The 13,458-nt window shown below is 51.1% G+C and carries 10 protein-coding genes; 2 read left to right on the top strand and 8 right to left on the bottom strand.

What is annotated here, in order from left to right; all coding sequences use genetic code 11:
- Positions 1–7: 7 nt before the first annotated feature.
- From DDT56_RS02305 to DDT56_RS02285, 5 genes are all read right to left on the bottom strand, one after another.
- Complete coding sequence (locus tag DDT56_RS02305) at positions 8–784, bottom strand: alpha/beta fold hydrolase (RefSeq protein WP_168197556.1); 777 nt, start codon at positions 782–784, stop codon at positions 8–10.
- A gap of 202 nt (positions 785–986) precedes the next feature.
- A complete protein-coding gene (locus DDT56_RS02300; protein ID WP_136164904.1) occupies positions 987–1,844 on the bottom strand; it encodes a MurR/RpiR family transcriptional regulator in 858 nt (285 codons plus the stop codon).
- Positions 1,845–2,075: 231 nt separating this feature from the next.
- Positions 2,076–2,951, bottom strand: coding sequence for an aldose 1-epimerase (locus tag DDT56_RS02295; protein WP_136164903.1), 876 nt, complete (start codon positions 2,949–2,951; stop codon positions 2,076–2,078).
- A 119-nt stretch (positions 2,952–3,070) separates the two neighbouring features.
- Entirely contained in the window at positions 3,071–4,501 is a 1,431-nt protein-coding gene (locus DDT56_RS02290) for a sugar porter family MFS transporter (protein ID WP_136164902.1), read from the bottom strand.
- 25 nt (positions 4,502–4,526) lie between these two features.
- Positions 4,527–7,820 (bottom strand): DUF5107 domain-containing protein, encoded by a 3,294-nt coding sequence (locus DDT56_RS02285; RefSeq protein WP_136164901.1) that lies wholly within the window; start codon positions 7,818–7,820, stop codon positions 4,527–4,529.
- Between the two features lie 116 nt (positions 7,821–7,936).
- Between DDT56_RS02285 and DDT56_RS02280 the strand changes: the two genes are divergently transcribed.
- Entirely contained in the window at positions 7,937–9,169 is a 1,233-nt protein-coding gene (locus tag DDT56_RS02280; RefSeq protein WP_136164900.1) for an ROK family protein, read from the top strand.
- A 112-nt stretch (positions 9,170–9,281) separates the two neighbouring features.
- Here DDT56_RS02280 and DDT56_RS02275 read toward each other — a convergent pair whose 3' ends face one another.
- On the bottom strand, positions 9,282–10,136 hold the full coding sequence (locus DDT56_RS02275) for a nuclear transport factor 2 family protein (RefSeq protein WP_136164899.1): 855 nt from the start codon (positions 10,134–10,136) through the stop codon (positions 9,282–9,284).
- Positions 10,137–10,231: 95 nt separating this feature from the next.
- Here DDT56_RS02275 and DDT56_RS02270 point away from each other — a divergent pair, with 95 nt between their 5' ends.
- A complete protein-coding gene (locus tag DDT56_RS02270) occupies positions 10,232–10,825 on the top strand; it encodes a TetR/AcrR family transcriptional regulator (protein ID WP_210416957.1) in 594 nt (197 codons plus the stop codon).
- 554 nt (positions 10,826–11,379) lie between these two features.
- On the opposite strand, the gene DDT56_RS02265 is transcribed toward DDT56_RS02270, so the two are convergent.
- Positions 11,380–12,258 carry an SIR2 family protein gene (locus DDT56_RS02265; protein ID WP_136164898.1) on the bottom strand — a complete coding sequence of 293 codons (879 nt, stop codon included), beginning with the start codon at positions 12,256–12,258 and terminating at the stop codon, positions 11,380–11,382.
- A gap of 4 nt (positions 12,259–12,262) precedes the next feature.
- On the bottom strand, positions 12,263–13,372 hold the full coding sequence (locus tag DDT56_RS02260; RefSeq protein WP_136164897.1) for a ParA family protein: 1,110 nt from the start codon (positions 13,370–13,372) through the stop codon (positions 12,263–12,265).
- Between the last annotated feature and the right edge of the window lie 86 nt (positions 13,373–13,458).

Below are 13,458 nucleotides of genomic sequence, written 5' to 3'. Positions count from 1 at the left end.
GAATAATTCAAGCATTGGATACAAACTCATGAATCAGCGCGTTGTAATACTCGGGCGCCTGCAAATAAGGCGCATGCGCCAGACCGGGCATTTCAATATGTCGGGTAAAAGGAACCAGAGAAAGCAGGTCCGCTTTTAACTTCGGCTGAACGACATGGTCTTTTTCACCGGTTAATACCAGCGTCGGGACGGCTATCTTTGGCAGCAGCGGGCGATTATCGGCAAGCTGCAGCATTCGCGAGGCGCGTCTGAGTCCTTCCGGATTCGTTTCAGAAGCAATGGTTGCCGCATAAGACAAAATCGACTCGGGGATATCGGGGAAAGGTAATAGATCGCGCGCCCGATTCCGGCCATAAGCCTCACGGCCAATATTGGCCAGCTCCTGAAGACGTTTTTCCAGTTTTTCCGAGGCGGGCGCGGTTTCCGGATCCCCATAGCCCGGGTGGGTGCAGGATAACACCAGGCACTTTATTTTATCAGGATGTCTGGCGACATAGCGGCTGGCGACCGTCCCGCCCATGGAATGCCCCACGATGGAGATTTTTTTATCGCCAATCCGCTGAATAAGTTCATGCAATGTTTGTTCGTAAGCCTCGATATCCGCCGCCACCAGGGTGGACTCGCCGTAACCCGGCGCATCCCATGCGATCACGTTATAAGCGGAAGACAACGCGGCAAACTGGAACGGCCAGACTTTAGAACTGCCTAATAGTCCGTGTAAAAAAATAATGACGTCGCCATTCCCGGAAGAACGAAATGACAATTGCCCCTGGGAGGTTGCCATTATTTGTTGTTCAGGACAAACAGGCACGTCTTTTTTATCTTTATGACTCATCGCTCAGACCTCTTTTGATTAAAAAAATAGCAGGCATTTATCGCCGTTTTTGAATTTCGGACGTGCGCCGCCCTGCCCGCCTCCTGAAATCTATTGGGTATACGGAGAAGCAGAATTAAACATGAACGTTAAAAAAGACTTCCGATATTAGCTATTTATTGAAAACATTAAATTCCTCAAATAATGACTCCATAACATGGAAATTATCACCCAACTCATTGCCGGTCACTTCTCCCATATAGTTAACCAGCGCCTCAATCAGCACGAATCCGGGACTGCGGCTATTAAAAAGCCCGCTATTCTGGCTGTCCATAAGCAGCAGCGCGCTGGCAAAAGGGCTGAACGGATTAACTTCCCGGTTGGTGATGACCACCGTATCCCCTCGGTTCTGATGAAACCATCTTACCAGTCGGGTGGTTACGCTGGAGAATCGATAATATGATATTGCCAGCAGCACATCGCCCTTTCGTGAATCAACCAGCTTATGAGGCAAATTAGCAATATTGGCATCCAGCAACACGATATCTTTCTTGATATATCGGCCAAGCAGATAAAAGTACTCAGCCAGCGCATGTGCGGTAGCGCTTCCTATAACATACAATCTTTTCTCCGGATCGCAGATCAGCGCAATGGTTTTTTCCAAATCCTTCTTATTGATTTTTGCTAGCGTATTATTGATATTTTCCGTTGTTTTTTCGAAATATCCTTCAATATACGCCGCCCCGCTATTAATATGATTCTCTCTATTGAACCGTTCTATTGGAGAAATGTTTCTGCGAAATTCGGGCTTCATGGTGGACCGTTTAAAATCTTGAAAACCATTAAACCCAATTTTTACCATAAAACGCCCCAGCGTTGATTTTGCAATTTTTATTTCTTTGCAAACGTCAATGACCTTACTGTAAGGTATTGACATAAAATGTTTGTCAAAATAAGCGATAATGCGTCTATCCGTCGCTGTCAGATTATCTAATTGAGCAATACGTTGAGAGAACTCTGTTTTGTTCATGTCGTTCTTTCCCCTTCGTAAGTCCCTTTGGTATTAATAGCGAAACAGAAAATAGATAAAAGGGGAATTAATAATTCCCTCTTCAGAAATGTGAGTCATATCTCATCACTCTGGGAGCCATCCGATTAATCACCTGGCTTATTGTTTCATATCAGACGGCTATTACTTGACGCAGATAAATAAATTCAATCACATACAATAAATTTTCCGGGAAGGGAAAAGCCGGCCATTTTAACCCGCCGCCTCACTAACAATACGCATATTCATCGTGCAGGTCTCGCCGCGGCGCAGCAGTTTCAGCCCCGGCAGTTGGGGATGATTATGGGCGTTGACCGGATGGGTTTGCGGCTCCAGACAAATAAACGGCACGGCCTGTTTACCTTCCGGCTGATAAACCATCAGGTATTCGGCATCGCTGTATAACGTCAGGCCGTGGCCCTCTATATCATCGTACAGGCGGGCGGAACCCGGCCAGTCGGAGAAAGCGTTATTGATCCAGATATCGCCGGGATTGTGCGGCAGCTGGAAGTCCAGCGCGTTCGGCAGCTCGGAGCGCCATTTCCCCGGCAGATGACATTCCCGTTCGGGCCAGTAGCCCCCACACTCGAACTGTAGTTCGGTTGCCTGCGTTTTTATAAAGAATGGATGGAAACCCAGGCCGTAAGGAAACGGGGTTTCAGCCAAATGCGTCAGTTGCAGCGTGGCGTAAAAGACGTTTTCCATCAGACCATAGTGGAGATAGGCATGATAGTGGTACAGGCCCGGCACGTTCGATTCCAACGCCAGACAGACCGTCGACGCCTGCCGCTCTACCAGCGTCCAGGCGCGAATCCAACCGTCGCCGTGCAGGAAGAAGCGCTCATCCATAGGGCTGGACGGCAGTTGATAGCGACGTCCCTCTCGCATAAAACCGTTGCCCTCAACCCGGTTAGCCAACGGCAGCATGGGAAACAGGCTGCACTCCCCGACCGAAGCATCCGGCGACGGCGCCGGACGCAGCAAGGGCCGGCTGGCGTGCCGACAATCGTCCAGCCCTAAAACGGCGGCGCCCTGCAAGCGGAGTCGCAGGGCGAGAAACGAATTACTGAGTTCGATAACATCGGTCATGCCAGCCTATGCTCCGTATTGCGGGTTAACGGCGAATTCCAATGATAACTTTTTGATTTAACAAGACGCGGGCGCAACCGGCGACAAAATCAAGTAAACGATCCTGTCGCCGGCCGACGCTACTTCACCGCGGCTTTCGCCTGCGCGTCAACGTCCCGATTTCCTGCCAACAGCGTCTCCAGCGCTTCCAGCGTAATGCCTTTCGTTTCCGGCACCTTGGCTTTGATAAACATAAAGCCCGCCAGACAAATAACGCCGTACAGCAGGAAACTGCCGGAGGCGCCGAGACTGGCGTTCAGCAGCGGGAAGGTATAGGTCAGTAAGAAACAGGCGATCCACAGGGAGAACGTACCCACCGCCATCGCCATACCGCGTACGCGGTTGGGAAATATTTCCGACAGCAGCACCCAGGTCACCGGCGCCAGCGTCAAGGCGTAGATGGCAATCGCCGCCAGTACCAGCAACAGCACCGGCAGGCCGAGAATCCCCAGCGCATAGGCGGCGGCGATCATGGCGTAGATAAGGGTCAATCCCAGCGAACCCATCAGCATCAGCTTACGGCGCCCCAGGCGATCCACCAGCGGCAGGGCCAGAACCGTAAAGATCAGATTGATTAAGCCGGTCGCCACAATCGATTTCAGCGTGTCGTTAATATCAAACCCCGCCGAGGCGAAGATCTCCTGCGCATAGTTAAAGATGACGTTGATGCCGCACCATTGCTGGAAGACCGCCAGAACGATGCCAATGACGATAATCGGCCTGACTTTCGGCTCCAGTAAGGCGGACAGCGGCACCTTCTGATTTTCCGTCCCCAGCGACTGGCGAATTTCCGCCAGCGTTTCCGTCGCATAGGCGTCATTGCCAATACGTTTAAGCACTTTCTTCGCCTGATCGTAGCGGCCGGCTTTCACCAGCCAGCGCGGCGATTCGGGCACCACGAACATCAATACCAGGAAAACCACCGCGGGAACGATGCCGGAGCCAAACATATAACGCCAGCCGGTCTGGCCGTTCCAGCTATTGAAGATATCCGCCTGCGTTGCCTGACTGGCCACCGGTTCGGCAATCATCAGGTTAATGAGCTGAGCGGCCAATACGCCGAGCACAATGGTTAGTTGGTTCACGGCGACGAAACGCCCGCGCTTTGCCGCCGGGCTGATCTCGGCGATATATACCGGCGACAGCGCGGACGCCAGGCCGATGCCCAAACCGCCGACGATGCGGTAGACGATAAACATATCGAAACTACCGGCCGCCGCCGTTCCCCATGCGGAAAGGGTGAACATCGCTGCTGCCAGCAATAACGGCACGCGACGGCCAAAGCGGTCGGAGATAATACCGGAAACCAGCGCCCCGAATACGCAGCCCACCAGCGCCGAACTCATCGCCCAGCCGGATAACGCCGGGTCGGTAATATGGAAGTAGGCTTCATAGAACGGCTTCGCGCCGCCGATAACCACCCAGTCATATCCGAATAACAGGCCGCCGCAGGCGGCCACTAAACAGATCATCCAAACGTAGGGCATATTTAAATGAGTATTATTATTCATCTCTTTATCCTTATATGGACAGAGCTTACGAATTGCCACGGTCCAGCAAACTGTCGCCTAAAACGCTAAACAGGTGAGCCTTATCGTGGTTTGGATTCAGCGCCAATAGCTGTTGTAACGAGGTTCTGAACTGTTGCTTCTTGCCTTGTCCCAGATAGGCCAGCGTTTCGACCCATAAACAATGCTGACGGTGTTTGTGCTGTCCGTCGCTGTCCAGCACCACGAGATCCGGCAGGGAAACGGCAAAGAAATCGGCTTCAAAGCGCTGGTCTTTGGCTTTATCCGCCCAGTCCAGCATTTGGCTAAAGATCTGTTCCGCTTGCTGAGGTTGCCGCAACTTAATCCGCGCCATTCCCTGATAGAACAGATAATCCACCGGCTGATCGTTGTAATACTTACTTTCCCCGATCTGCCCGCTTCCCTGCGCCGCATGGCGATAAAGCGCCTGCGCCGTTACGCCGTCATGCAAACGCTCCGCGCATACCGCCAGCCAATAGAAGAGGTCGTTATCGCTCTGCCCGACCAAACGGCCTTCACCGAGGTTTTCCGGGTAGTGAAGCGCCTGCTGGAGGAGGATTTTCGCCTTATCCGGCTGCTGAGCGTTCAGCAAGTCAAAGGCCCGGCGCTGTAGATTAATCAGATACTGCCCGGTAATTTTGCCCTCCCCGCCTTCCCACGGATGGAAGCGCCGTTCAGACAGAATGCGCGCCGCAAGATCGGCCTTACCGCAAATATGCAGCAGGCTAAGCAGTTCGGCGGTTAAGTCATCGCGCTTCAGCACAATGGATTGCAGCGGTTCCAGCGCCGCCAGACGCTGCGCCGGCGCCACGCCGCGCAGCTTACGCAGATAGTCCAGTTCAAACAGCAGACGGGCATCGCCCGGGCTTAGCTCGACCGCGCGACTCAGGTAACCTTCGGCCTTGTCGCCGTCCTGCTGTTTATTGAACGCGTAAATGCCCAAATTACGCCATACGGCGGCAAAATCCGGCTCCAGTTCAGCCGCGCGTTCCCATAGCGCCACGGCTTTGGCGTAGCTGCGCTTGCTGTAGTGGAAACACCCCAGTAAATATTGGGCGAACGCGCAGTCGTTGAGATCCGTCAGCATGCGCACTTCGGTCAGGGTGTTAGGAAAACGCACGCTATCGCTGAATGATGCTCGCGCCCGCTGCAGCAAAGCCTGATACTCATCGGTCGGGAGCCGATGTTTGCTCAGGCTGGCCTGCAAATACAAGGGCAGCGTTTCGCGGCTGTTCAGCAGGGTTAACAGGTTCGACGCCAGTTCGTTTTGCCCGAGCTCCACCAGCCAACCGGCAATAGACAACGCATTGATTCCTCTGCCGCCGGTAACCTGACGTAATTTATCGGCATCATCCGCTGCGCCGGTTGCGATAAAACGCAGGTAATAAAGCGCATAGTTCAGCGGATAAGCGGCAAGCTGAGCGTCTATATAATTTATGCTCTGCTCAGCGCGATCCAGTTTATGTAGCAACAGGGCTTTTAGCGCGATGGTGTGATAGTTGGCGCCATTACATATCAGGCTGTTTTCCGTGAAGGTCAGCGCCTGCTGATACTTTTCCCGGCGGGTGGCAATACGCGCCAGACCGTAAAATCCGCCGTCTTTCGCGTTGCCGCTCCAGGTGGCGCGGTAGAAATCTTTATACGCCGGTTCGAACCGGCCCAGGCGTTCATTGGCGCAGCCGCGAATTAAACTGGCTTTACCGCACTGCGGATTGCCGTTCAGCCGGTGAGCCCGTTTTAACGCGCTATCGGCATAGGCAATCGCTTGGGTGAAGTCGGCCCGGTTATATTCCAGCGTCGCCAGCGCCAGATTACAGCGGTAGTCTTCGGCATCCAGCGCCAGACCGCGCTGATAGTAGTCGAATGCCGAACGACTGGCGTGGTTGTACTGTTCCAGATGCTGGCCGATAAAGTAGGCTTCATCGGCGCTGGTAATCTGCGCCGGTTTTAGCGGCGCGCGGGCCGGATCCGGTAAGGGTTCAGGTTCCGCCTGATGCTCCAGATAGCTCAATATCTCCCGGCCCTGAGCGTCGAACAGCATAATAGTCAGGCGATCGTTGATTTCAGGCAGATTCCCGGTAACGGCTTCACAGGGGCTAAGCGTAATCACGCGATCGAGCAATGGGCGGTCACCGACCTCGGAACGGATAACCAAGCGTGTATCCGGCAAAGGGGAAACCGCGTACACGCCCCAGACCAGTCGCCCGTTGTGCCGCTCCAGCTTAAGCGCCGCCGCGGTATTCGCATTCTGCACCACGCCCAGCGTATTGTAAGGCAGGAAATTCTGCACGAAACACTTCTCTTCGTAGGCGTCCAGCCAGGTGAAGTCCGGCTGGTTATCGGTGAATACGCCGGTCATCAGTTCAATATACGAGCCGTTGTTATCGGTCAGATTGCGATCCCAGGCCTGACCGAATTCGCCGTTACCCCAGGTCCACTGCTTCTTACCCGGCGAGACATGATGGTCGGCCACATGCAGTAATCCGCCCTGTTCATCATGACTATAAGCGCCGACAAAGTCATAGTCCGACTTGCCCGCCATATACGAAGTCGGCACCGGAATATTTTTGTAGCGCGAGATATCGACGCCGGCCGAGTAGTCCACCTTATAGTAGGTGCCGTGGGCGATGGGGAAAGAAGAGACGTCGCGTTTGCCGTGATCAAACACCGCGGTAACGTCCGGCGGGAAGACGCTCTGATGGTCATCGCCGCCCTTCACCGCCGGATTGGCCCACCACAGGAAATGACGCGGCGTATCGTTGCCGTTATAAATTTTCACGCCGATTTCAACCAACGCGCGATGCGGATAGAGCGTAAATCCGGTCATGACCTGCAGGCCGCGCATGGGTTCTATCTCTCCCAGCCAGACGGTCTGGGCGCCGCTCTCATGCCGCCGGATCTGAAAATCGATCGGCATATAGGTTGTCGGACGATGATGCTGCGGCCAGTTAAATTCAATACCGCCGGAAATCCATGGGCCAACCAACCCGACCAGCGCCGGCTTCACCACCTCGTTGTAGTAAATGAAATCCCGTTGTTTAACCTTATCGTAAGCCCGCTGGATTCGACCGCCCAGCTCCGGCAGCAGCATAATGCGGATATAGTCGTTTTCTAAATAGATCGCCTGATAGCGCCGCAACTGCTTTTCGCCGGTAATGGTATCGATCACGCCATAAGGGTAAACCGCGCCGGATGAGCCCTGATAAACGCGATGCTCCAAAAACATCGGATTTTCGTCCTGAGAGCCGACTTCATAGGTTGGAATATCAACGGTTTCTTGCCACACCTTAACCTGATTCATAGATCCCCTTAAATTTAACCGCCCATACTAAAATTTGCGTTAGTGCCAGTTTAAGGGACAGAATTGAGGGAGTTTCGCACAACGGTCACGCAATATAGTTAACGGAGTTTAGTGTAATGCCTTATTACGGGCTGAATAATCATCGGATACGCCATTACAATAAAACCCTGCTGCTGGAGATTCTGTATCGGCAAAAGGTCGCCAGTAAATCAACGCTGGCCCGGCTGTCGAAGCTCTCCATTCCGGCCATCAGCAAAATTCTGGCCGAGCTGGAAGCGGAAAACCGGATATCTCATCGGCAGGAAAACCTGCACGCCCGTGGATTGAACGGCGGAAGCTATCAGATACGTCCGCCGGCGGGGCATATTCTTTGTCTGAATGTCTCCCCCTATATGATTGAAAGCGTACTGGTGGATGGACTCATCACCACCCAATCGCCTTTACGCCGTACCGCCATCAAGGCGACCACGCCCGAAGCGCTGCTGGAAGAGATCGAGAAACTGTATTGGGAATATCATCATATGCACCGCCAGCTCCCGCTGCGCCTGGCGCTGTCGATTCACGGTCAGGTCAACCCGGTCACCGGCGTATCGCAAAATATGCCGCAGGCCCCGTGGGATACGCCGATTGAAATTAAATACCTGCTGGAGGAACGGCTGAACACCGAACTGCTGATAGACAATGACTGCATCATGCTGGCGTTGGCTGAGAAGTGGCAAAACGACGCCAATCATCAGGACTTTTGCGTGATTAACGTGGATTACGGCATCGGCTCGTCTTTTGTGATTAACCAGCAAATCTATCGGGGCAGTCTGTACGGCAGCGGCCAGATCGGCCACACCATTATCGATCCCGACGGCGCCGCCTGCGCCTGCGGCCGCTATGGTTGTCTGGAGACTGTCGCCTCGCTCTCGGCGCTGAAGAAAAAAGCGCGCATGATGTTAAAGAACCATTCCCACAACCACCTGCAAGATGGCGTTCTCAAAACGCCGACCACGGCATCGCTGATTGCCCGCTATCATCAGGGAGATGAAGACCTGAAGCCGTTGGTCAATAATTCCGCGCGAGCCATAGGGCTGAGCCTGTATAACTTTCTTAATACGCTGAATATCAACCGGATATATCTGTATGGGCGCAGCTGCGGATTTGGCGAAACCTGGTTGAGCATTATTCAGGAGCAGACCGGTTTTAATCCGTTTGATCACACTGACGCAGTCAGAACCAATGCGACCAATATCGGTTTCGGACAATTATCCCGGCAACAGCAGGTCATGGGCATTGCCTATTTGTTTGTAGAACAAGCGCTAAAGGATATGAGCGGGGTAAATAATGAGCAAGCCGGCGTTTAAGACGCTAAGATATGCCAGTAACACAAATCGATGCCGGTCAACGTGCCGGCGCCATACGGCACCGGCACGGTTCAACCTATTGAAAGCCTGAGGAGACGGTCTAACTGCTCTATTACGATGCAGCCACCGCCACGGCGTGGCTGTCCTCCAGCATGCGGTAGCGCACAATCCTGCCATCCCGGACGGTCAGCACGATGGCAAACGGCGACTCGATAAGCCGGCCGGTGGCGTTAACCCGGGAGGCCAGTTCGCCCAGCGCCGCCGCCGTATCGTCGTCGGCCAGAATCCGTTGCAGCTCGAAACGCTCCGGCGTAATGCGCGCGGCCAGTTCACGGTAGAACGCCCCCACCGCCTCGCTGTCGCGGCGCGGGCCGATCCAAGGCACTGCCTCCAGGTTGCCGGGGATATCCCAGTCCACCTCGTCGGCGAACAGTTCGAGGATCGCCGCCAATACCTGCGGATCGTCGGGCGCGGCCCAGAACTTCGCCACCCGCTCGAAGTAGCGCGCGGCGATCTCGCGCGGCGTGGCGGCGGGCGCCTGCTCACCGCGATACCAGGCCACTCGCCTGCTGTCCTCGTTGGTCATATCCGGATCAACGTAAATAAAGGTCCGCTTGATTAGCGCCCCGTCGAACTCGAACACGTTGGCGAAGCGCCCCTGCGAAATTTCTCCATCGGGCCATGACCGTCCGTCCGCGGTCACGCCCCACTCGCGCCCTTCCACGGCGATGCGATCGCCGTCCACAGTGAAGATCAGTCCATCGATGTCATGGGTCAGTTGCGCCGCGTCCCTGGCGATGCGTTCGGCGAAACGTTGCAGCGCCGCCTTGCCGCGCGCCGCGCCGAATTTGGGGAAGAAGAACTCAACATCCTCGGTGAACAGATCCAGCAGCGCAGGATCTTTCGCATCAACCTTGCGGAAGTACTCGCGAACGGTCTCTATACGGGCGTCGGCATGATCGGACATCGGCTTGCTCCATTTGTGTAAGTTGAATTACAGTATTATCATGAACGCGAGCAGCGTCAATAATTATGTAATCTAAAATACAGAAAGGAGACCGTATGGCCCGAGGACGCCCCCGCAGCTTCGACCGTGATGCCGCGCTTGAGCGCGCCATGGAAATCTTCTGGGCCAAAGGCTTCGAAGCCACCCAGCTCGCCGAGCTGATGAGCGCCATGGGAATCAACCCACCCAGCTTCTACGCCGCTTTCGGTTCCAAGGAAGCCCTGTACCGGGAAGCGCTCGACCTCTATCTCTCCACGGTGGGCGCCGTCAGCATGAAAGTGCTGGCCGAGACGCAAGACGTACGCGCGGCTATCAAAGGCATGCTGCTCGCCAGCCTGAACGTCGCGCTGGCCAGCCCATCCTCCGGCGGCTGCATGGTCAGCCTGGGCCTATTCAACTGCCAGGAACAAAACGCCCCCCTGCGCGACCACATGCGAGAACTACGGCGCAGCACCGAACGCCTGATCCGCCAGCGACTGGAGCGAGGAATCGCCGACGGCGAACTGACAACGGAGACCGACACCGCGCGCCTGGCCACCTACTTTTCCACCATCATCCAGGGAATTTCGCTACAGGCCCAGGATGGCGCGACGCGCGAAACGCTGCTGGGCCTGGTGAAAACGGCGATGGCGGCGTTGCCGAATGGATAACGCATGGGGCGTTGTCGTTTGATGGGATGCTGCTTATCGTGCGATAAAGGTGCCGATAACTTACTTCATATCAAGCGGTTAACGCGGTGCGTTTGTGGGCTTCCCTTCCCCACCCTGCTCATATCCGGCCTTTTGGTAGCGTGCTGGAAGTGATTGGGGTTATTGCTGATGGGTTGGGGATTAATTTCAAGACTCTCTTTGATTTTTAAATTTCTCTATCTGGCATTATTTATCAGATAAATAATGCCGAGAAAGTTTTAGACACCGCAATAGGAATGAGTAAAGCTGTAGATAATAGGGCTGCACGAATTTTTGCATCTCATTCTACTCAGCGACAGAGGTAGTCTTGATTCTTTTTCGCCCGCACAAAATAGCGATCCTGTAATTTAAATTTCACTTATGTGGATTAGTTGTTGCTAAATCTGACAGTCGGTTAAGAGCTGTGAGTTCAACTGGTCGATGCAACGCTATCCTTAAACAAGGGGGACGTTGTCCTTGGTATATAAATGGTATAAAAAGGTCTAAATTGGACGTAGTGATTCAAACGGCTTAAATCATGTTGTCTTTGCTAGCAATGTTGCGATATTAGCTTTAACCTTCAGATCTACTTTTTCCACCATAGTTTTAATCAGCTTAGGTAGTTCTTCATGATTATTTTTTGGATCGTATGGTATAACAATTAACTTCCTCAGAGTTCTATGTATATCTCGAATGTTTTGAGGTATTTTATTGCTTGTAATTATATAATGCGGACGTGACTTAGGATATTTATATGCATACAATTCCATTAATGATGTAATAGCCGGATCGTCCATTGAAAAACCAACAAAGAGAAAAGTATAATTTAATAAAAGCGAATCTAAAAACAATGAATAGTTTTCATTTCCAAATGCAAGTCTTATATATTGCGAACGAGAAAATACTATATTACTAACGTCATCAATTGAGCCATGAATCTTAATGATATAAGAAGTATCATGTTCTTTTAAAACCTTGAAAATATCGTTATCTACTTTTGATATTACTTTAAAATGTCTTTCACCATCAGCTAATGATGAAGCCCATGCACTTTCGACCAACTTATCAAAATTCGTCGTAAGTATTATTCTTTGTCTTAAAGAAATTAAAGCTTTATGTAATACAGACGGCTGAGCCGCACGTCCATATTCTTCTGTAACTTTTCTTTCCCACGTATCGCCATAATCTGCTTGCAATAATTCGCAGGCTAACAAATAGTCTTTAGCTTTTAATAAATTTTTTATCTGTCTTTTTAATGAGATATTTCTATCCTTGGCTGCGTCCTCTAAAAAATCTGGCCACCCTTTAAATCTGTTAACTGCGTCTAGATTTACACTTGAAGAGACACCAGATCCTAAAAACAAAACAACTTTTTGTTGTGCAAGATCATTTATTAAATCTTCATTGTAAATCATATTATTATTTCTCGCTATTAGCTTCTTGAATATTTTCTAAATAACGACGTGCAATATCACGATATAATTCTCTCGCACTTTTTCTTAACCTTGTATAGTTTCCTGTACCAGAAACGGAAATCATTGGTACATGTTGAGACTGAGACTTTGGAGCTAAGCTGCCTAAATGCCTGATATCGCCTAAGTGTGGGTCCATTGACTTTGCTGCATATAGCTTTGATAAATACTCAGTTATCTTGGATGGGAAACTTTCACCAATGTCCTCATATGCTTGAACACGACGCTTGGTTTTTATTTCTTCAGTGTTGTCCAAATGAACAGTATCATATCCTGAACGCTCTTTATGTTGTTGTGTCACATATCCAAGGAATCTCAATTTCCCTTGTGGAGATAACTGCGATAATTCATTTGGTTCTTCCGATAATTTTATTCCTGTGTCAAGTTCCTTTTTCCAAATTGAAACAGTCGACCCAATATTTTTAATTGCCCATAATGAAAAAACATCGATTGACATAGGAACCACAAAAAATTCCATTGCAAGTAATACCGCACGGTTAATTGCTCCAAGTGAAGGCCCCATATCGAAGAAAACAAAATCATAATTTAATTCACGAGCTTTCTTAACTAACTCCGCAAATACATATGTTGTTCGAATTCCTCGCATACCACCGCCCTTGGCATCTCTCCAGTCACCAGCTAATAAATCTTCTTGAAGAGCAAGTCGTGGATCTCCAACGATTATATCGAAGCCGAAACTTTCAACATTACGAATTGGGAGGTCGCTTTCATATCCTTTACCAAGGGATAATGGCCTTATGACAGTGTATATGCTGTCAGGATTATCTTGACCATAAAGTTGTTGCGTTTCTGTATCTGTTAGCACATATTGAGTAAGATTACATTGAGGATCTGCATCAACAATCAATACTTTTGCGCCAAAATTAATCGATAGTTCAGCACCTAAATTCGCAACCAACGTTGTTTTTCCAACACCACCTTTATTATTAAAAAAACAGGTGGTCTGGGTTTTAAATTTCTTAATTTTATTTATCAGTTCAACATCTTCTAACGTAAGTTCGATATTTGTATTTTTGCTCCGATTTTTGCGCGGCATTCTTAGTCTCCAAAATTCTATGCATGTTATAAGGACACTACATCTAGTTATTGACAACATTTTCACAGATTTATTATGTACATACA

Source organism: Brenneria corticis (genome assembly GCF_003115855.1).
GTDB lineage: Bacteria > Pseudomonadota > Gammaproteobacteria > Enterobacterales > Enterobacteriaceae > Brenneria > Brenneria corticis.
This window is presented reverse-complemented; position numbering and strand designations above follow the sequence as displayed.